Origin of the sequence: Microbispora corallina, from assembly GCF_016863035.1 — a bacterium.
GTDB classification, from domain to species: domain Bacteria; phylum Actinomycetota; class Actinomycetes; order Streptosporangiales; family Streptosporangiaceae; genus Microbispora; species Microbispora corallina.
In genome coordinates, this window is the sequence record NZ_BOOC01000014.1 from 284,915 (window position 1) to 304,811 (window position 19,897).

The 19,897-nt window shown below is 73.4% G+C and carries 17 protein-coding genes and 1 tRNA gene; 14 read left to right on the forward strand and 4 right to left on the reverse strand.

What is annotated here, in order from left to right; translation table 11 throughout:
* Positions 1 to 19: 19 nt before the first annotated feature.
* The gene (locus tag Mco01_RS18145) at positions 20 to 259 is read right to left on the reverse strand and encodes a putative antibiotic biosynthesis monooxygenase (protein WP_204058039.1); all 240 of its coding nucleotides are present in this window, start codon (positions 257 to 259) and stop codon (positions 20 to 22) included.
* 115 nt (positions 260 to 374) lie between these two features.
* Between Mco01_RS18145 and Mco01_RS18150 the strand changes: the two genes are divergently transcribed.
* Positions 375 to 1,295, forward strand: coding sequence for a LysR family transcriptional regulator (locus Mco01_RS18150; RefSeq protein WP_204058040.1), 921 nt, complete (start codon positions 375 to 377; stop codon positions 1,293 to 1,295).
* A gap of 9 nt (positions 1,296 to 1,304) precedes the next feature.
* On the opposite strand, the gene Mco01_RS18155 is transcribed toward Mco01_RS18150, so the two are convergent.
* The 3 genes from Mco01_RS18155 to Mco01_RS18165 form a co-directional block, all read right to left on the reverse strand.
* The gene (locus tag Mco01_RS18155; RefSeq protein WP_204058041.1) at positions 1,305 to 2,297 is read right to left on the reverse strand and encodes an endonuclease/exonuclease/phosphatase family protein; all 993 of its coding nucleotides are present in this window, start codon (positions 2,295 to 2,297) and stop codon (positions 1,305 to 1,307) included.
* 76 nt (positions 2,298 to 2,373) lie between these two features.
* The gene (locus Mco01_RS18160; RefSeq protein ID WP_204058042.1) at positions 2,374 to 2,919 is read right to left on the reverse strand and encodes an NUDIX hydrolase; all 546 of its coding nucleotides are present in this window, start codon (positions 2,917 to 2,919) and stop codon (positions 2,374 to 2,376) included.
* A gap of 62 nt (positions 2,920 to 2,981) precedes the next feature.
* Positions 2,982 to 4,262, reverse strand: coding sequence for a zinc-dependent metalloprotease (locus tag Mco01_RS18165; RefSeq protein ID WP_372444867.1), 1,281 nt, complete (start codon positions 4,260 to 4,262; stop codon positions 2,982 to 2,984).
* A gap of 82 nt (positions 4,263 to 4,344) precedes the next feature.
* Here Mco01_RS18165 and Mco01_RS18170 point away from each other — a divergent pair, with 82 nt between their 5' ends.
* From Mco01_RS18170 to Mco01_RS18230, 13 genes are all read left to right on the forward strand, one after another.
* On the forward strand, positions 4,345 to 5,415 hold the full coding sequence (locus Mco01_RS18170) for an NAD-dependent epimerase/dehydratase family protein (RefSeq protein WP_239103711.1): 1,071 nt from the start codon (positions 4,345 to 4,347) through the stop codon (positions 5,413 to 5,415).
* 108 nt (positions 5,416 to 5,523) lie between these two features.
* Positions 5,524 to 5,949: a molybdenum cofactor biosynthesis protein MoaE gene (locus Mco01_RS18175; RefSeq protein WP_036332206.1), complete on the forward strand. Its 426-nt coding sequence runs from the start codon at positions 5,524 to 5,526 to the stop codon at positions 5,947 to 5,949.
* Between the two features lie 28 nt (positions 5,950 to 5,977).
* Positions 5,978 to 7,024 carry a YlbL family protein gene (locus tag Mco01_RS18180; protein WP_204058044.1) on the forward strand — a complete coding sequence of 349 codons (1,047 nt, stop codon included), beginning with the start codon at positions 5,978 to 5,980 and terminating at the stop codon, positions 7,022 to 7,024.
* A 234-nt stretch (positions 7,025 to 7,258) separates the two neighbouring features.
* The gene (locus Mco01_RS18185; protein WP_239103720.1) at positions 7,259 to 10,177 is read left to right on the forward strand and encodes a UPF0182 family membrane protein; all 2,919 of its coding nucleotides are present in this window, start codon (positions 7,259 to 7,261) and stop codon (positions 10,175 to 10,177) included.
* A 95-nt stretch (positions 10,178 to 10,272) separates the two neighbouring features.
* Positions 10,273 to 10,346 (forward strand) — tRNA-Met (locus Mco01_RS18190).
* 171 nt (positions 10,347 to 10,517) lie between these two features.
* Positions 10,518 to 11,612: an S-methyl thiohydantoin desulfurase family protein gene (locus Mco01_RS18195; protein ID WP_239103712.1), complete on the forward strand. Its 1,095-nt coding sequence runs from the start codon at positions 10,518 to 10,520 to the stop codon at positions 11,610 to 11,612.
* The gene (locus Mco01_RS18200) at positions 11,609 to 13,159 is read left to right on the forward strand and encodes a hydantoinase/oxoprolinase N-terminal domain-containing protein (RefSeq protein ID WP_204058045.1); all 1,551 of its coding nucleotides are present in this window, start codon (positions 11,609 to 11,611) and stop codon (positions 13,157 to 13,159) included. The genes Mco01_RS18195 and Mco01_RS18200 overlap by 4 nt, the downstream gene beginning before the upstream one ends.
* Positions 13,160 to 13,187: 28 nt before the next feature.
* Entirely contained in the window at positions 13,188 to 14,807 is a 1,620-nt protein-coding gene (locus Mco01_RS18205; RefSeq protein WP_204058046.1) for an ABC transporter substrate-binding protein, read from the forward strand.
* A gap of 3 nt (positions 14,808 to 14,810) precedes the next feature.
* Positions 14,811 to 15,827, forward strand: a complete 1,017-nt coding sequence (locus Mco01_RS18210) for an ABC transporter permease (protein WP_204058047.1) — start codon at positions 14,811 to 14,813, stop codon at positions 15,825 to 15,827.
* Positions 15,824 to 16,684 carry an ABC transporter permease gene (locus tag Mco01_RS18215; protein ID WP_204058048.1) on the forward strand — a complete coding sequence of 287 codons (861 nt, stop codon included), beginning with the start codon at positions 15,824 to 15,826 and terminating at the stop codon, positions 16,682 to 16,684. Before Mco01_RS18210 ends, Mco01_RS18215 begins: the two co-directional genes overlap by 4 nt.
* Positions 16,681 to 17,457, forward strand: a complete 777-nt coding sequence (locus Mco01_RS18220) for an ATP-binding cassette domain-containing protein (RefSeq protein ID WP_204058049.1) — start codon at positions 16,681 to 16,683, stop codon at positions 17,455 to 17,457. Before Mco01_RS18215 ends, Mco01_RS18220 begins: the two co-directional genes overlap by 4 nt.
* A complete protein-coding gene (locus tag Mco01_RS18225) occupies positions 17,454 to 18,485 on the forward strand; it encodes an ABC transporter ATP-binding protein (RefSeq protein WP_204058050.1) in 1,032 nt (343 codons plus the stop codon). Before Mco01_RS18220 ends, Mco01_RS18225 begins: the two co-directional genes overlap by 4 nt.
* Positions 18,469 to 19,881 carry a helix-turn-helix domain-containing protein gene (locus tag Mco01_RS18230; RefSeq protein ID WP_204058051.1) on the forward strand — a complete coding sequence of 471 codons (1,413 nt, stop codon included), beginning with the start codon at positions 18,469 to 18,471 and terminating at the stop codon, positions 19,879 to 19,881. The genes Mco01_RS18225 and Mco01_RS18230 overlap by 17 nt, the downstream gene beginning before the upstream one ends.
* Positions 19,882 to 19,897 lie beyond the last annotated feature (16 nt).

The window sequence follows — 19,897 nt, forward strand, 5'->3', positions numbered from 1 at the left end:
CACCGGCGTCCGGCCGTCCTCATCCCTTCCTCAGGCGGGAGGACAGCCGTCGCAGCCGCGGCACCAGCACGTAGACGACGATCGGGACCGTCAGCGTCGCCATGATCGGGGGCTGCGCGTACGACGGAAGCCCGCGGAGAAGCCCGCCGAGGACGAACTGCAGGACGCTCAGCGTGGGCAGGACGGCGGCCCAGACCAGCAGGGCCTGCTGGTGCACCGAGGGCTCGGCCGGCCGCCGGGGTGTGGTGCTCGCGCTCATCGGGACTCCTCCGGTATCCGGGACGGCGGGGGCGCCGTGCTCATGACTTCACCTTGCGGCCTGCCGACGCAGAAGTCCAAGATATGGATGAACTGACTACCTATAAGGAACGCTTATGGAGCTGCGCCAGCTGCTCTACTTCGTGGCGACGGCCGAGGAGGGGAGCTTCACCCGGGCCGCCGTGCGGGTCCACGTCGCCCAACCGGCGATCAGCCAGCAGATCGCGCAGTTGGAGCGCGAGCTCGGAGACAGGCTGTTCGACCGATCGGAACGGCGCGTGCGGCTGACCCCGGCGGGGGAGGCGTTCCTCCCGCACGCGCGCGCCGCTCTGGAGGCGGCCGGTGCCGGGAAGGACGCCGTCAGCTCGCTGCGCGGGGAGCTGACGGGGCGGCTGGCGATCGGCGCCGTCCCCTGCCCGCCCGACTGGCTGACGGAGCGGCTGGCCGATTTCCGCCGCCGCCACCCCCGGGTGCGTCTCACGCTCCGCACCGGCGATCCGCAGGACCTCACCGCGGCCGTGGCCGGGAGCGTCCTGGACGCCGCGGTCATCGGGCTCGTGGGCGGGCGGCTGCCGGCGGGGCCGGCGGGTCAGCGGCTTCCCGCCGTGCTCGCCGCCCAGGACCTCGAGGACGAGCCGCTCGTCGTCGCCCTAGCCCCAGGCCATCGGCTCGCGGGAGCCTCGGAGCTGTCGCTGCGCGAGCTGCGCGACGAGCCCGTCGTCACGCTGGTCGAGGGCTCTGGCCTTCGGGACGTCCTGGAGAGTGCCTGCGCCGAGGCCGGGTTCGTCCCCCGGGTCGAGGCCGAGACCGACGACCTGCACAGTGTGGCCGATCTCGTCGCCCACAGGTTCGGCGTCGCCGTCCTCCCCCGGTCGGCGGCGCGGCGGACGCGGCGGGAGCTCGTGATCGCCGGGCTGCGCGATCCCGGCCTGCGGCGTTCGACGGCGCTCGTCTGGCACCGCGGCCGGATCTCCCTCCCGGGGCGGGCCTTCCTCGACCTCGTGGAGGCCCGGGAGACGCCGGCCCGTCCCGGATGAGGGCACGCCTCACGGCCCGGGCAGACGCAGCTCCGCGAAGAGGGCGCGGTGGTCGGTGCCCGGAACGGCGTGCACGCTCGTGGCGACGGCCGACGCCCGCCGGTCCACCAGCACGTGGTCGATGGTGATGAACGGCGGCATCCGCTTGTTGGCGGGCCAGGTGGCGAGCAGGCCGTTCCCCGTCTCGTCCGCCGCGTCGGCGTACCCCTTGGCCAGCACGTCGCGCAGCGCCGCGTGGTCGAGGCTGGCGTTGAAGTCGCCGGACAGCACGCGCACGGCCCCGGAGGCGGGCGCCGGCAGTGACCTCAGGTCGGCGGTCCAGGCGGCCACGTCCGGCCCCAGCGGCGCGAGCGTGTGCACGTCGACGATCTCCACGGCCCGGCCGCCGGGCAGGGTGAGCCTCGCCGCCGGCATGTGGTGGCCGCCCTCGGGCGCGAAGTCCGGCAGGTCGGTCAGCGGGAGACGGGAGAAGATCCCGCTGCCCTCCGGGCCGTACCCCTCCTCGACGTCGCGGTACGGCAGCAGCGCGCCGATCCCGGCCGCGTCCAGGGCCGCGACCTCGTCCGGGTCGAGCTCCTGGGTGGTGAGGACGTCGGGACGCAGGCGCCGTACGAGGTCGACGACGGTCGGGGCGTCGCCGTTGCCGAAGAACAGATTGACGGTGAGGATCCGCAGCGCGGGACCGGTCGCCGTGGGCGTGGAGGCGAACGCGCGCGGCAGCACGGCGCACCCGAGGAGCACGGCCGCCGCCACCGCCGTCGCGATCGCGGCCCGGCTGCGCGCCGCCACGGCCGCCAGCGCCGCGAACGGCGACACCAGGGCGACGTACGGCGTGGCCGTCATGAGCTCGACGATCACCGGACCGCGGTCGAGCCCGGCCAGCCGGGCCACGGCCCAGAACGCGACCGGCGCCACGACCGCCCAGGCGAGCGGCCGGGACACGCGCAGCCGCCCGCGTGGGGGAGCGGCGATCTCGCCGCCGACGTCCGCCTCGGTGGTCATGATCTCGACCCTAGCCAGCGGCCGCGAAAGCCGTCGTGAGGCCGATGTGCGTGTTCCGTGCAGAACCGGCCGGGACTCAGGCGGCGGTGAGGAGGGCGCGGGCACGCCTGGCCAGCCGCCGGGTGGCCTCGTCGCTCAGCTCGGGGATCCCGTCCACGGGGAACCAGCGCAGGTCGAGCGACTCGTCGCTGATCACCGCCTCGGCGCCGGGCGGGGCGATCGCGCCGTACTCCACGTCGAGGTGCCAGCTGTGCGGGGGGTGGCACCAGACCTTGTGCCGGTCGAGGGCGAGCGGCCCGTCGAGCAGCACGAGCCCGGGGATGCCGGACTCCTCGGTCGCCTCGCGCAGGGCGACCCCGGCGAGCGTCGCGTCCGTGACCTCGCAGTGCCCGCCCATCGGCAGCCACATCCCGGCCTTGGGATGCAGGGTCAGCAACACCTTCGTGCCGTCGTGCGACAGGACCGCCGTCGTCGCCGTCAGGTGGCCGGGCGCGCACTCGCGCCACATCCCGTTCTCGTACGCCTCCAGGTGGGCCACGAACTCGGCGCGGAGGGCCTCCTCGTCGGGAGTCGGCGCGGTCCACCCGGCCAGTACGGCGTGCGCGTCACGATGCAGGCTCACCGGCGCAGCCTACCCACCCCCGGCGACACGCCCGCCGCGCGCCCGTCCGGCCCCGCACCGGGTCAGCCGGCGTCGCGGGGGCCGTCCTCCTCGCCCGGCTGCTCGGGCTCCTCGAGGTCGGACAGGCCGGACAGGTCGAACTCGGCCTCGCCCTTGACGAACCGGCCCGGGTCGTCGAGGTCCTCGGCATTGGGCATGAGGTCGGGGTGGCCCCACACGGCGTCGCGGCCCTCGACGCCGCGCTCGTCGGCCAGCGCCTTCCACAGCGCCGCGGCCTCGCGCAGCCGCCGGGGCCGCAGCTCCAGGCCGACCAGGGTGGCGAAGGTCCGCTCCGCGGGGCCTCCCGTCGCCCGGCGCCGCCGCACGGTCTCGGCGAGCGCCGTCGCGGACGGCAGCTTGCCGTCGGCAGCGGCGTCCACCACGGTGGCGACCCAGCCCTCGACCAGCGCGAGCGCGGTCTCCAGCCGGCTCAGCGCCGCCTTCTGCCGCTCGGTCTCCTCGGGCTTGAGCAGCTCGCCGCCGCCCAGGACCTCCTGGATCTGGGCCGGGTTGCTCAGGTCGAGCCCCTGGAGCTTCTCCTCCAGGGCGGACACGTCCACCGTGATCCCCTGGGCGTACTCCTCCACGGCCCCGAGCAGGTGCGCCCGCAGCCACGGGACGTGCTGGAACAGCCGGTGGTGCGCCGCCTCGCGGAGCGCCAGGTAGAGCCTGATCTCGTCCGAGGGCGTCTCGAGTCCCTGGCTGAACGCGGCGACGCCGCCGGGGAGCAGCGCGGCCGTGTCGGACAGCGGCAGCCCGATGTCGGAGGAGCCGACCACCTCGCGGGCGAGCGAGCCGAGGGCCTGGCCGATCTGCTGGCCGACCATCATGCTGCCCATCTGCTTGAGCATGCCCATCAGCGGCCCCGCCATGGCCTGGGCCTCGGGGGGCAGCCCGGACGCGCCGAGCGTGCCGCCCATGGTCTCCACCATGCGCGCGGCGACCGGGTCGGCGAGCTGCTTCCACACCGGCACGGTCTTCTCGATCCACTCCGACCGGCTCCACGCCTGCGGGTTGACCACGCCGCTCGGCAGCGTCGTCACCTCGTTCAGCCACAGGTCGGCCAGGTTGAGGGCCTCGACGATCTGGCGCCGCTCGCCCTCCATGACGCTCGGGTCGCCCTCGGCGACCACCGCGTGCCTCGCGATGTTCTTCGCCATCTCCCAGTTGACGGGTCCGGCGTCCGGCGAGGCGGACAGCATGTCCGCGAACTGCCGCATGGCCGCGGCGATCTGCTCCGGGCTGCCGAACATGGCGAACGGATTGTCGTTGGGGTCGTTTTCGCGACCTGGCAGGTCAGTCACCGCGCCACCTCGTGCAGGATGGAGGAGTCCACATCCGCCACGTTATCCGCCGCGGGGCGGATCAGTGCAAAGTGAGGACCTCGTGCCTACCTCGAAACGCCTCCGCTCGCCCGTCGTCGCCGTCACGGGCGCCGCCTCCGGAACAGGCAGGGCGTTCCTCACGAGAGTGGCCTCGTCTGCGGATTTCCGCCGCGTCGTGGCGATCGACGAGCAACGGGGCGACGTCCCGGACGTCACCTGGAGGGTGCTCGACATCCGCGATCCGCTCTTGGCGAACCGCATCTCGGACGTGGACGTCCTGGTCCACCTGGGCACCGACGAGTCGCTCGACACCGACCCGGCCGAGCGCCGCCGGTACAACCTGCGGGCGGCCCAGACCGTGCTCACGGCCTGCGCCGCCGCCCGCGTCCGCCGGGTCGTGCTGGTGACGAGCGCCATGGTGTACGGCGCGGCCGCCGAGAACCCGGTCCCGCTGCCCGAGGACGCCCCCGTCGCCGCCGAGCCGGACACCGGCATGGTCGGCGACCACCTGGAGATCGAGGCCCTCGTCCGGCGGTCGCTGCGCTCGCACCCGGGCCTGGAGGTGACGGTCCTGCGGCCCGCCGCCCTGGTCGGGCCGGGCGTGGACACGGTCGTCACCCGCCACTTCGAGGCGCCCCGGCTGCTCGTGGTGAAGGGCTGCCTGCCGCGCTGGCAGTTCTGCCACATCGACGATCTGGTCTCCGCGCTGGAGGCGGCGGCGCTCGGGAAGGTCGGCGGCGTCGTCGCGGTCGGCTCCGAGGGGTGGCTGGAGATGGACCAGGTCGAGGAGATCTCCGGCCTGCGCCGGTTCGAGCTGCCCGCCGCGCTGACGTTCGGCACGGCCCAGCGGCTGCACCGCCTCGGGGTCACCCCGGCCCCGGCCACGGACCTCCACTACGTCGTCTACCCGTGGGTGGTCGACGGGGCGTCGCTGCGCGAGGCCGGGTGGAAGCCCACCTGGACCAACGAGGCGGCGCTGCGCGAGCTGCTGGAGCTCCGCGAAGGCAGGCACGCCGTCGTCGGCCGGCGCCTGTCGGGCAAGGAGGCCACGATCACGGCCGCCGGCGCGACCGTCGCCGTCATCGGCACGGCCGCCATCGTCCGCGCCGCCCGCCGCAAGCGCCGCACCTGACGCCGCCCGCTCCGAGGCTCGGGCGCCCGCCGCGAGCGCCGCGCCTGACGCCACCCGCGAGCGGCGGGTGGCGGGCGGCGACGGGACCGGGCGTAATACCCTCGGGGCGTGGACGTCATCCGATTGCTGGGCATCCGCGACACCCCGCTGTCCGTCGACGAGGTCATGGCGGCCGTGGGGGACCACGCGGCCGGCGGCACGGCGGTCTTCGTCGGCACGGTCCGCGAGCAGGACGGAGGCCGGCCGGTGACGCTGCTCACCTACTCGGCCCACCCGTCCGCCGAGGAGCACCTGCGCCGGGTCGCGGAGAAGGTGGCGGCCGACCACCAGGCGACCGCGCTCGCGGCCGTCCACCGGGTCGGCGACCTGCGGCTGGGCGAGATCGCCGTGATCGTGGCCGCGGCCTGCCCGCACCGCGGGGAGGCGTTCGACGCCTGCCGCCGGCTGATCGACGACCTCAAGCGCGAGGTGCCGATCTGGAAGCACCAAATCTTCGCCGACGGCGACGCCGAGTGGGTCGGGGCCTGCGATTAGCGCCGCGCGGACGGCATAGAGTTCGACCATGTCCCGACGCTCCCTGACCCTGCTGGTGGCGGGCTTCCTCACGCTCGCGCTCGCGGTCGTCGGCGCCGTGCTCCCGGTGCCGTACGTGGTGCTGAGCCCCGGCCCGACCGAGAACACGATCGGGGACGTCAAGGGCAAGCCCGTGATCAGCATCTCGGGCCACGAGACCTACCCCACCGACGGCAGGCTCAGCCTGGTCACGGTCGCCTACCAGGGCGGCCCGGACAACCGGCTCGACCTCGTCACGGCCCTGCGCGGCTGGCTCGATCCGACGGTGGCGGTCGTCCCGGAGGAGACGCTCTTCCCGAGGACGTCCTCCGCGAAGGAGGTCGAGGAGCAGAACACCCAGGAGATGACCGACTCGCAGCAGTCGGCCACCGCCGCCGCGCTGAACGCGCTGAAGATCCCCATCCAGAAGACGATCTCGGTGGCGGCCACCGACAAGGGCGCGCCCGCGGACGGCAGGCTGAAGCCCGGCGACGAGATCACGGCCGTGGACGGCGCCCCCGCCGGGGCGCTGGAGTCGGTGGCGGCGGCCGTGCAGAAGCACAAGCCGGGCGAGCAGGTCACGTTCACCGTCAAGCGGGGAACCACCACCAGCGACGTCGTCGTCGGCACGAAGCAGGGCCCGGACGGCCACGCCGTGGTCGGGGTCCGCATGCGCTCGGCGTACCGCTTCCCGTTCAAGGTCGACATCAGCGTGGGCGAGGTGGGCGGCCCGAGCGCCGGGCTCATGTTCTCGCTCGGGATCTACGACAAGCTCACGCCGGGGTCGCTCACCGGCGGGAAGTCGGTGGCCGGCACCGGCACCATCGACCCCACGGGCGTCGTCGGCCCGATCGGGGGCATCGAGCAGAAGATGGTCGGCGCCAGGAAGGCCGGGGCCACCGTCTTCCTCACCCCCTCGGGCAACTGCGCCGACGCGGTGCGGGCGGTGCCCGCGGGCATGCGACTGGTCAAGGTCGACACGCTCGACGGCGCGATCAAGGCGCTGGACGCGCTGCGCAGCGGCTCGGCGAACCTGCCGTCCTGCCCCGCCTCCTGACTTCCGGACAACCCGGCGAGTGGCTGTCCTGGACCGGCCACCGGAGGCGCCGGCGACCCCGGCCGGGCGGCGGGAAGCGGCGTGACGTGGCCGTTTGCACGGCGTACCGGCTCGGATGAACCCGATGCTCGGATCACGACCTCGGCTGTCGCGGTGTAGGTTTCCAAGCACGGACCGTTGCTCTATGACAAGGGGTTGGCGTTGAGCTTCCGGAGCCCCGGAGCCGGACGGGCGATGCGCTTGCCCCGACGGCCGAGACTTCTCATACCCGTCACGATCGCCGTCGTCGCGCTCGTGGTCTTACTTCTCATCTTCACCGGGATCTACACCGACTTCCTCTGGTACGACTCGGTGGGCTTCACGTCGGTGTTCTCGACCCTGCTGTTCACGCAGATCGTGCTGTTCCTGGTGGGCGCGGCGCTGATGGTGGCGGTCGTGGGCGGCAACATGATGATCGCCCACCGGACCCGGCCCATGTTCGGCCCGGGCATGTTCGGCAGCCCCCAGGGGGCCGACCGCTACCGCATGGCCCTCGACCCCCACCGCCGGCTGGTCTTCCTGATCGGCATGGGCGTGCTGGCGCTGTTCACCGGCTCGTCGACGGCCGGGCAGTGGAAGACGTGGCTGCTGTTCGTGAACTCCACGCCGTTCGGGACCAAGGACGCGCAGTTCGGCCTCGACGTGTCGTTCTTCATGTTCACCTATCCGTTCCTGCGGATGGTGCTCAACTTCCTGTTCACGGCCGTGATCCTGTCGATCCTGGCCGCGGCGGTCGTCCACTACCTGTACGGCGGCTTCCGCTTCCAGTCCCCCGGCGGACTGCACGCCACCCGGGCGGCCCGCGCCCACCTGTCGGTGCTGCTGGGCGTGTTCGTGCTGCTCAAGGCCCTGGCGTACCTGCTCGACCGCTACGAGCTGGTGTTCTCCACACGCGGCTTCGTCGACGGCGCCTCCTACACCGACGTCAACGCCGTGCTGCCCGCCAAGGGCATCCTGGCGGTCATCGCGCTGATCTGCGCCCTGATCTTCTTCGCCGGCGTCCTGCGGCCCGGCGGCATGTGGCCGGGCGTCGCGTTCGGCCTGCTGGTCCTGTCAGCCATCCTGATCGGCAGCGTCTACCCGGCGCTCGTCGAGCAGTTCCAGGTCCGGCCCAACCAGCAGGGCAAGGAGGCGACGTACATCAGCCGCAACATCGCCGCGACCCGCGAGGCGTACGGCGTGGCGGATGTGAAGGTCGTGCCGTACCAGGCGCAGGGCACCCCCGACCAGGGCGAGGCGGCCAACGACAAGACCGTCTCCGGGGTGCGCCTGCTCGACCCGGCGCTGGTCGCCAAGACCTTCCAGCAGGAGCAGCGGGTCAAGGGCTACTACGACTTCGCCGACTCCCTCGACGTCGACCGCTACAAGGCGGCCGACGGCTCGGTGAGCGACCATATCGTCGCCGTCCGTGAGCTGACCGGCCCCCAGTTCGACAACTGGATCAACCGCCACCTCGTCTACACCCACGGGTACGGCTTCGTCGCGGCCCCCGGCAACAAGGTCACCTCCCAGGGCCTGCCCGACTTCGACGCGAAGGACATGCCGGTGACCGGCCCGCTCGTGACGTCGGCCGGCCTCAAGGAGCCCCGCGTCTACTTCGGCGAGCGCGGCAGCGACTACGTCATCGCGCCGAGCGGCTCCAAGGAGCTCGACTACCCGGGCAACGACCGCACCGGCCAGGTGAACACCACCTACACGGGCAAGGGCGGGGTGCCCATCGGCGGCCTGCTCAACCGCCTGCTCTACTCCATCAAGTACGGCGAGAAGAACCTGCTGCTGTCGGGCGACATCAACAGCCAGTCCCGGATCCTGTACGACCGGAACCCGGCCGAGCGGGTGGCCAAGGTGGCGCCGTTCCTCACGCTCGACTCCGACCCCTACCCGGCCATCGTGGACGGCAAGATCGTCTGGATCATCGACGGGTACACGACGGCCGACGAGTACCCGTACTCGCAGAGCCGGAGCCTGTCGGACATGATCCGGGACACGGCGACCAACCCCGGCGCCATCACCCCGCAGCCGCGCGACCAGATCAACTACATCCGCAACTCGGTCAAGGCCACGGTCGACGCCTACGACGGCACGGTGACGCTCTACGAGTGGGACTCGGGCGACCCGGTGCTGAAGTCCTGGGAGAAGGCGTTCCCGGGCCTCGTTCAGCCGAAGGAGCGGATGAGCCCGCAGCTCCAGGAGCACCTCCGCTACCCGGAGGACCTGTTCAAGGTGCAGCGCGACATCCTGTCCAGCTACCACATCTCCGACGCCCCGTCCTTCTACGGCAACCAGGACTTCTGGAACGTCCCGGACGACCCGTCGGAGAAGAACATCAAGCAGCCGCCGTACTTCGTCTCGGTCAAGATGCCGGGCGCGGAGGCCGCGTCGTTCTCCCTCACCACGACGTTCGTGCCGCAGAAGGGGCCCGGCAACCTGGCCGCATTCATGGCGGTCGACGCCACCCCCGGCCCCGACTACGGCAAGCTGCAGCTTCTGCGCATGCCGGCGAGCACGACCATTCCCGGTCCCGGCCAGGTGCAGAACACGTTCACCAACCGGTTCTCCGGGGAGCTGAACATCCTGGGCCTCGGAAAGGCGCAGATCCTCTACGGCAACCTGTTGACGCTGCCGTTCGCCGGCGGCCTGGTCTACGTCGAGCCGGTCTACGTGCAGGCGCCCGCCGGAGCCGGGCAGGAGCCGTACCCGATCCTGCGCCGGGTACTGGTGATGTTCGGCGACAAGGTGGGGTCGGCCGACACCCTCGACCAGGCACTCGCCCAGGTCTTCGGCGGGGCGCAGCAGCCGCAGCAGCCGCCGCCGGGGCAGCAGCCGCCTGCCGGTCAGCAGCCGCAGCAGCCGCCGGCGAACGCGAACTCGCTGGCCGCGGTGGCCCAGCGGGCCCAGCAGGCGTACGACGACGCCCAGAAGGCCCTGTCGGACAGCCCGCCGGACTGGGACGCGTACGGCAAGGCCCAGGCGGCGCTGAAGCAGGCGCTGGACGACCTGAGCCGGCTCCAGCAGCAGGGGGGCGCCACCCCGCCGGCCACTCCGCCGGCCACGGCGTCGCCGTCCCCGAGCGCGAGCCCTCCGGCGAGCCCGAGTCCGACGCCGAGCGGCTGACCTGCGCGGTCGTCGTTCCGGAGCCCCGCACCCGGCACGGGTGCGGGGCTCCGGTTTGCCTCTCGCCGCCGGGACGGATAGTCTCGTAGAGCCGACGCGGGGTGGAGCAGCTCGGTAGCTCGCTGGGCTCATAACCCAGAGGTCGCAGGTTCAAATCCTGTCCCCGCTACTGATCGAAGGGCCCGGAGGATCGCCTCCGGGCCTTTCGCGTTTCCTGGGGTGTATCGTCCCTGTTCAACGGCCGGTAACTCGCCTGAAACAAGGCATATGGGCCTTTGTCGTGATACGACAACAAATGCCGCACCGGTGTCGCAGGGGCACATTGAGCGGGGACGGCCCGGTGGTGAAGGCTCCCCGCATGCAGGCCCGCATCACACTGGACGACGTCGCCGCGCTCGCCCGCGGCTGTGCCGTGCTCGGAACCGGGGGCGGCGGCGACGTCCGCTCCGGTGCCATCGCCGCGCGCAGGGCGATCCGCGAGCGCGGAGAGGTGCCCCTCGTCACCCTCGGCGACCTTCCCGACGACGCGCTCGTACTGCCGCTGTCCGGCATCGGCGCCCCGACGGTCAGCCACGAGATGATCCACGCCGAGGACGAGCCGGTCCGGATCAAGGAGGAGATCGAGCGCATCTTCGGCCGGGGCCCGGCGGCCGTCATGTCCTCCGAGATCGGCGGCGCCAACGGCGTGGCCCCGGTGGCCTGGGCCGCGCGGCTCGGCCTGCCGCTGCTCGACGCCGACGCGATGGGCCGGGCCTTCCCCGAGGTCCAGATGGTGTCCCTGTACGTGGCCGGCATCCCGGCCAACCTCGTGATCATGTCGGACGCCGTGGGCAACGTCGTCACGATCCGCCCGGTCGACGGCCTGTGGTCGGAGGCCATCGCGCGGGCCGTCTGCGTGGCCTCCGGGTCGAGCGCGCTCATGGCCGACTACGTGCTGACCGCAAAGGAGTGCGCGGGCGCGGTGATCGAGGGCACGGTCACCCGCGCCCTCGCGATCGGCCGGGCCACCGAGGGCGCCCAGGACCCGCTCGGGGCCCTGACCGCCGAGCTCGGCGCCGTACGGCTGCTCACCGGCAAGGTGACGGACCTCGAACGCCGGACGACCGGCGGCTTCGCCCGGGGCACGGTGACGGTCGAGGGAACCGGCGACGACCGGGGCAGGACGCTGACGCTGGAGATCCAGAACGAGAACCTCGTGGCCGTCGAGGACGGCGTGGTGCGTGCGATGGTGCCCGATTTGATCACAGTTGTGGATACCCAGGCGGCGACGGCGATCCAGACCGAGGGGCTGCGCTACGGTCAGCGGGTGACCGTGCTCGCCTGGCCGTGCGATCCGCTGTGGCGCACGCCCAAGGGCCTGGAGACCGCCGGCCCGCGGGCCTTCGGCTACGACCTCGACTACCGTCCCGTCGAGACGATCGCGGGGCGGGCATGAGCGAGCACGCCATCGCGGCGGACGCGAGGCTGCGGATCGGCATCGACGTCGGCGGCACCAACACCGACGCCGTCGTCCTCGACGAGGCCGACCGGGTGGTGGCCAAGGCCAAGCGGCCGACCAGCCCGGACGTGACCGAGGGGCTGCGGGCCGCGCTCGACGCCGTCCTTGGCGAGCTGCCCGAGCCCGGCCTGGTCACCCGGGTGATGCTGGGCACGACCCACGCCACGAACGCGATCCTCGAACGGCGGTCCCTCGGCCGGGTGGCCGTGCTGCGGCTCGGCGCCCCGGCGACGACGTCCGTGCCGCCGCTCAGCGAGTGGCCGGAGGACCTGGCCAAGACGGTGTCGGCCGGGGCGGCCGTCGTCCGCGGCGGGCACTTCGTCGACGGCCGGGCCATCGCCCCGCTCGACGAGGACGCCGTGCGGCGGTTCCTCGCGGCGACCCCCGCCGACGCGATCGCGGTCACCGGCGTCTTCAGCCCGGCCAGCGCCGACCAGGAGAACCGGGTCGCCGAGATCATCCAGGCCGAGCTGGGCGAGGTCCCGGTGAGCCTGAGCCACGAGATCGGCTCGCTCGGGCTGCTGGAGCGGGAGAACGCCGCCATCCTCAACGCGGCCCTGTACGGCGTGGCCCGCGACGTGACCGGCGCGCTGCAGGAGGCCCTGCGGGCGAGGGGCCTGCGGGTGGAGACGTTCTTCGCGCAGAACGACGGCACGCTGATGGCGGTCGACTACGCGGCGCGGTACCCCGTGCTCACGATCGGGTCGGGCCCGGCCAACTCCCTGCGCGGCGCGGCGTACCTGTCCGGCGTGAAGGACGCGATCGTGGCCGACGTGGGCGGCACCTCGACCGACCTCGGCGTGCTCGTCGGCGGGTTCCCCCGGGAGTCGGCCGCGGCCGTCGAGATCGGCGGCGTCACCACCAACTTCCGCATGCCCGACATCCTGTCCATCGCCCTGGGCGGCGGCACGATCGTCGGCGCGGAGCCGCGCTCGGTCGGCTACCGGATCGGGCGGGAGGCGCTCGTCTTCGGCGGCACGACCCCCACCATGACCGACGCCGCCGTGGCGGCCGGGCGGGGGTCGGTCGGCGCCCACGCGGTGCCCGCGGAGTGGCACGACCGTCTGGCCGCGGCCGTCCGGCGGGCCGACGACCTGGTGGCCGACGCGGTCGACCGGGTGGCGCTCGGCAAGGCCGACCTGCCGCTCGTCGCGGTCGGCGGCGGGGCGTTCCTGCTGGCGCCGCGGATCCCCGGCGCGCCCGAGGTGATCCGGCCGGAGCACGCGGAGGTGGCCAACGCCGTGGGGGCCGCCATCGCGCTCGCCAGCGGGCGGCTGGAAACGATCGTGCCCGCCGCCGGAGCGGGAAACGGCAGGGCTACATTGATCGAAAAAGCTAAGGAGGAGGCGGCCGCCCGGGCCGTCGCCGCCGGGGCCGACCCCGCCTCGGTCGAGATCGTCGAGCTCAGCGAGATCCCGCTCAGCTACCTGCCTGAGCCCGCTGTGCGCCTGCACGTCAAGGCCGCCGGTCCCCTCGCCCGGTAGCCCGGTGAAAGGAAAGGAACCCCCTCACATGCGCTGGCACAAGCGTCTTCTCGCGGCGGGAGCCGTGGCCGCCGTGACCCTCACCGCCGCGGCCTGCGCCGGCGGGAAGGTCCGCGGCGCGGAAGGCTCCCCCCAGCCGGGCGCGTCCCAGAGCGCGGCCGACGCGACGTTCGTCTACGTGCCCAACCTGGACGTCGTCACCGACTGGGACCCCGCGAGCTCGTATTCCAACGAGATCATCGCGATGGAGAACATCTACGAGTCGCTGACCCGGTACAACCCGCAGACGAAGAAGGCCGAGCCGCGGCTGGCCACCTCGTGGACGTCCTCGCCCGACGGCAAAAAGTGGACGTTCACCCTGCGGTCCGGCGCGACCTTCCACACCGGCAAGCCGGTCGACGCGGCCGCGGCGAAGGCCTCGATCGAGCGCACGATGAAGATCGGGCAGGGGGCGGCCTACATCTGGGGCGCGGTCGACAAGATCGAGGCCCCGAGCCCCACCACGCTGGAGTTCACGCTCAAGTACCCGACCCCGCTCGACCTGATCGCCTCGGCGGGCTACGCGTCGTACATCTACGACACGACGGCCGAGTCCGGCGACCTGAAGAAGTGGTTCGGCGAGGGCCACGACGCCGGCTCCGGGCCGTACACGATCGACAGCTGGCAGAAGGGCCAGGAGACCGAGCTCACGCTCAAGGCGTACGACGCCTACTGGGGCGGCTGGAGCGGCCCGCACTACAAGAAGATCGCCTACCGGGTCACGCCCGAGCTCACCACCGCGTGGCAGCTGCTGCAGCGCGGCGAGGTGACGTTCGTGCAGCGGCTCAACGCCCAGCTGTTCGCGCAGGCCAGCTCCACGCCGACCGTGCAGACGTCGCAGACGCCGTCGTTCCAGAACCTGCTCACGCTGTTCAACACCGTGAGCGGCCCCCTCAAGGACGTGCGCCTGCGCCAGGCCGTGCAGAAGGCGATCGACTACGACGGCCTGGTGGCCGCGATGAAGGGCTCCGGCGTCGCGGCGAGCGGCCTGGTGCCGGAGGGCCTGCTCGGCTACTCCACCAGCCAGACCCCGAAGCAGGACCTCCCGGGCGCCGAGGCCCTGCTCAAGCAGGCCGGGTACGGCCCCGGCGGCAAGCGGCTCGACCTCACCCTGACGTACGCGCAGGGCGACAGCGACCAGGACCTGCTGGTCACGCTGCTCAGCTCGGCCCTCGACAAGCTGAACGTGAAGCTCACGGCCAAGCCGCTGCAGTGGACCACCCAGTGGGACCAGGGCAAGGCGAAGGACCCGTCCAAGCGGCAGGACATCTTCGTCATGTACTGGTACCCGGACTACGCCGACGCCTACTCGTGGTTCGTGAACGTGTTCCACAGCGCCGAGCCGATCTCGTTCAATCTCTCGTACCTCAAGGACGCGGGGATCGACAAGGAGATCGACGAGCTCCCGGCGCTCACGGCGACCGACAAGACGGCCGCGGAGAAGGCGTACGGCGACCTGCAGAACAAGATCATCAACGAGAAGGCCGCGGTGGCGGTGCCGTACGTGCAGAACTACCAGCGGGCCTTCGCCAAGTCCGTCCAGGGGTACACCGACAACCCGGCCTACCCGAACGTCGTCTTCGTGTACGACCTCAAGCCCGGTGCCTGAGGAATGACGCGGTACCTGATCCGCCGGCTCGGCCAGGCCGCCCTGGTCGTGGCCGGCGTGGTCACCCTCACGTTCGTCATCATGCGGCTGGTCCCCGGCGACCCGGCCGTGGCGTACGCGGGACCCAGGGCGTCCCCGGCCGAACTGGCGGCGGCCCGCCGCCAGTTCGGCCTGGACGACCCGCTGCCGGTGCAGCTGTGGACCTACGTCCGCGACCTGCTCGGCGGGGACTGGGGGACGAGCCTGCACACCAGGCGGCCGGTGCGCGACGACCTGTTCCAGGCGTTCCCGGCCTCGCTCGAACTCGTCGGCGCGGCGCTCGTCGTCGCCGTCGTGGTGGGGATCCCGCTCGGGGTCGCCGCCGCCCGCTACAAGGGCAGGCTGCCCGACCTGTCCATCCGGCTGTCATCGATGCTGGCGGTGTCGGTGCCGGTGTTCTGGCTGGCCCTGGCCCTGCAGACGGTCTTCGCCAGCGGGCTCGGCTGGTTCCCCGTGGCGGGGGAGTACGACACGAACCTCGACCGCACCAGCCCCCTGCACGTCTACACCAACGTCACCGCCGTGGACGCCCTGTTCACCGGCAACTGGCCGATCCTGGCGAGCACGCTGTCGCACCTCGTGCTGCCCGCCCTGGTGATCGCCGCCTACCCGGCCGGGGTGGTGGCCCAGATGACGAGGGCCGCCCTCATCGAGGAGTCGGCCCGCGACCACGCCCGGCTGGAGCGCGCCCTCGGCTTCGGGGAGACCGCCGTGCTCACCCGCTTCGCGCTGCGGCCGGCCCTCAACCCGGTGCTGTCGCTCGTCGCGCTCGTGTTCGCGTACTCGATCGTGAACGGCTTCCTCGTGGAGGCCGTCTTCAACTGGCCGGGCCTCGGCCGGTACGCCGCCGACTCGATCAGGTCGCTCGACACCCCCTCGATCGCCGGGGTGACGCTGCTCGTCGCCGTCCTCTACGTGGCGGCCAACCTCGCCGTGGACCTGCTCCAGGGCGTCGTCGACCCGAGGGTGAGGGCGCGATGACGGCCCCCGGAGGCGTCCTGCCCCTGCGCCGCACGCCGCTGCGCCGCCTCGCCGGGGTGGACCGGCTCGCGGTCGCCGGGGCCGTGCTGCTCGCGCTCGTCGTGCTCGCGGCGCTGCTCGCGCCGTGGATCGCGCCCTACCCGGACGACGGCGGCTCGGCCACCCATCCGCTGGAGGCGCTGGTCCCGCCGAGCGGCGCCCACTGGTTCGGCACCGACCAGGTCGGCCGCGACGTGCTCAGCCGCGTGCTGTTCGGCGCCCGCACGTCCCTGCTGATCGCCGTCGCGGTCCTCGTGATCTCCGGCGTGGCCGGCGTCGTGCTGGGCGTGGTCGCCGGGTACGCCGGCGGCTGGGTCCGCGACGTCATCATGCGGGTGACCGACGTGTTCCTGGCGTTCCCCGCGCTGCTGCTGTCGCTCGCGCTGGCCGTGGTGCTCCAGCCCAGCGTGACGACCGTGATCGTGGCCATCGCCGTGACCTGGTGGCCCTGGTACGCCCGGCTCACGGCCTCGGTGGCGGCCTCGGTGGCCACCCGGGGGTTCGTCGACTCGGCCCGCTGCCTGGGCGTGCCGGCCCCCGTCATCGTCTTCCGCCACGTGCTGCCGAACTCGCTCACGCCCGTGCTCGTCCAGCTGTCGCTCGACGGCGGCGGGGTCATCCTCACCGCGGCCGCCCTGTCGTACCTCGGGCTGGGGGCTCACGAGCCGACCTCGGAGTGGGGGCTGATGGTCCAGCAGGGCCAGTCGCTGTTCACCACCGACTGGTGGGTCGTGACGTTCCCCGGGCTGGCCATCCTGCTCACCGCGTTCGCGTTCAACGTGCTGGGCGAGGGGCTGAGGGCGAGGCTGGCGCGATGATCAGGATCAGGGACCTGGCGGTCCGGATCGGCGACCGGGTGATCGCGTCGGTCCCGGAGCTCGACGTGGCGCCCGGGGAGTGCGTCGCCGTCGTCGGCGAGAGCGGCTCGGGCAAGACCACCACCCTGCTCGCCACGCTCGGCCTCGTCCACGGCGCCCAGGTGACCGGGACGATCACGGTCGGCGGCGTCGACGTTCTCACGGCCGGCCCGGCGCAGCTGCGGGCGATCCGCGGCTCACGGGCGGCGCTCGTCATGCAGAGCCCGCAGGCCGCCCTCAACCCCACGATGCGGCTCGGCACGCTGATGCGGCGCGCCCTCGCCCGGCACGGCGTCAAGGGGGCGGACGCCCAGGCCCGGGCCGAGGAGGCCGTCCGGGCCGTCCTGCTGGACCCGGAGATCCTGCGCCGCTACCCCCACCAGGTGTCCGGCGGCCAGGCCCAGCGGTTCGCGATCGCGCTGGCGCTCGCCCTCGGCGCCGAGGTCGTGCTGGCCGACGAGCCGACCAGCGCGCTCGACGTGACCGTGCAGGCCGAGGTGGTGGGCGTGCTGCGGCGGCTGCGCGACGAGCGCGGGCTCGCCGTCCTGCTCGTCTCCCACGACCTCGCGCTGGTGTCCACCATCGCCGATCGGGTGGTGGTGATGCGGGACGGCGCGGTGGTCGAGAGCGGCGCCGCCGCGGAGCTGTTCTCCCGGCCGTCCGACGCCTACACGCGCGAGCTGATCGCCGCCGTCCCCCGGCTTCCCGGCGACCCAGGCGAGGAGGGGCCATGACCGGCCAGGAGGTGCTGGCCGCGGAGGGCGTGACCCTCGCGTACGGCCCGACCGCGGTCGTCCACGACGTGACCCTGCCCGTGGACGAGGGCGGCGTCGGCCTCATCGGCGAGAGCGGCTCGGGCAAGACCACGCTGGCCCGCGGGCTGCTGGGCCTGCTGCGCCCCCGCTCCGGCGTCATACGGTACGGCTCCCGCGACCTCGCCTCCCTCGACAGGAGGGGGCGGGCGGAGTTCCGCCGGGCCGTCCAGCCCGTCTTCCAGGACGGTAGCGAGGCCCTCGACCCCCGCATGACGGCCGAGGCGTCCATCGCGGAGGCGCTGACCACCCACCACCGCATGGGCCGGGACGAGCGGCGCGGGCGGGTCCGCGACCTGCTGGCCGCCGTCGGCCTGGACGCGGCGCTCGCCGGGCGGAGGCCGCACGAGATGTCCGGCGGGCAGCGGCAGCGCGTCGCGATCGCCCGCGCCCTCGCCGTCGAGCCGCGACTGCTCGTGCTCGACGAGCCGACAAGCGCGCTCGACGTGACCGTGCAGGCCCGGATCCTCGACCTGCTTGAGGGCCTGGCGGACGAGCGCGGCCTGGGCTATCTGCTGATCACGCACAACCTCGGAGTGGTCGGCCGCCTGTGCCGCACCTCCCACGTCATGTTCGCCGGGCGGATCGTCGAGTCGGGGCCGACCCGGGACCTGCTCACCCGGCCGGCCCACCCGTACACGCTGGCGCTGCGCGACGCGGTGCCGCGCCTGGGCGGCGAGCCGCCCCGGGCGTCCGGACGCACCGAGGCCGCGCCCGCCGGGACCGGATGCCCCTTCCGGCTGCGCTGCCCGTTCGCGGTCGACCGCTGCCGCGAGGAGGCGCCCGCGCCGCGCGAGGTGGAGGGGCGTAACGTGGCCTGTCACCGCGCGGAGGAGGTGCTCACCGGCCTCGCCCCCGACGCCGTCCCCGTCCCCGGGGCGGCGCCGTCCCCGGGCGCCGGCCCCCGCCAGGACGACCGAGGTGATGCCCCCGATGCGCCACGTCAGTGACCTGCTGAGGACGCCCGCGGGCCGCCGGCTGACGCTCGTCGCCGGCCCCTGGGACGCCCGTCCCGTCGAGAGCGTCGTGCTCGTCGACGAGATGCGCGACCTGGAGACCGCCCCGCCCGGCGCGCTGGCGATCCTGTCGCGCCACGCCACGCAGGGCTGCGGAGTGCTCGACGCGCTGCGGGTCGCGGGACGCGGCGACCTCGCCGGGATCGTGCTGCCGGGACCGTCCGGCACCTCGCCCGACATCGTGGAGGTCGCCCGCCGGGCCCGGGTGGCCCTGCTCGCCGGCGCCTCCGACCAGTCGCTGTCGGAGACCGTGCTCGGGCTCAGCGCCGCCGTTCGGGCCGACCCGGGCCTGCTGCTGCGCCGCACCCGCGAGGCGATCGACGGGCTCGGCGCCATCGAGGGCGCGGGCGAGGACGACATCCTGCGCGCCGCGTCCGCCTCCATCGGGGTCCGGTACGGCGTGGCGGAGCTCGCGGACCCGGCGGCCAACGCCGCCGTCATCCGGGTGGACGGGCGGCCCGACGGCTACGTGCGCTGGGACGGCCAGGACCCGGCGGCCGCCATCGTCGGGCAGGTCGTCGCGACCACGCTCGGCCGGGTGCGGGCCGCCGCCAGGGCGGCCGAGCGCGCCCGGGAGGCCGCGCTGCTCGCCCTGCTGCGGGCCGGGACCAAGGACGTCCGGGCCGCCGCCCGCCGGGCCCGGCACGAGGGCGTGCCCGTGGACGGGTGGCACGTCGCCGTGTTCCTGCGCGGGCCCCTGCCGCCCGGAGGCGAGGCCGCGCTCCGCCAGGCCCGCCGGGCCGCCCTCCGGGCGTTCGACGGGGAGGACCTGGCGGCGCCGCCGCTCGTCGCCCCCTGGCAGGGCGGCCTGCTGGTGGTCCTCAGCACCGACGAGCGGGCCGCGGGCGTCCCCTCGGGCGACGGCTGGCCGCCCCTCGGCATCGGGATCGGCACCAGCCAGGGCGGCGCCGACGGGCTGCGCCGCACCGCCTCGCAGGCGCGGGCGGCGGCCGGGCGGGCCCCGGCGGGCCAGGTGGTGCGGTTCGACCGGCTGGGCGTCCACGCGATCCTCGCGGAGCTGACCGGCAGCGAGAGCGCCATCGTGGCGGCCCGCGACATGCTCGCCCCCCTCGACCGCCTGGGCGCGCTGTCGGCCCACGCGGTGCCCACGCTCAAGGCGTACCTCGACAGCTGGGGGTCGCGGACGCGGGCGGCGGAGCTGCTCAACCTGCACCCCAACGCGGTCGCCCACCGGATCCGGCGCATCGCGGAGGCCCTGGAGGCCGACCTGTCGGACCCGCAGACCCGCCTCGCGCTGCAACTGGCCTGCCACGTCGTGGCCGACCGTGACTGTCTCCCGGGCACAACAACGGCGATCACGTCGTCGTGAGGCCACATCGACGGGC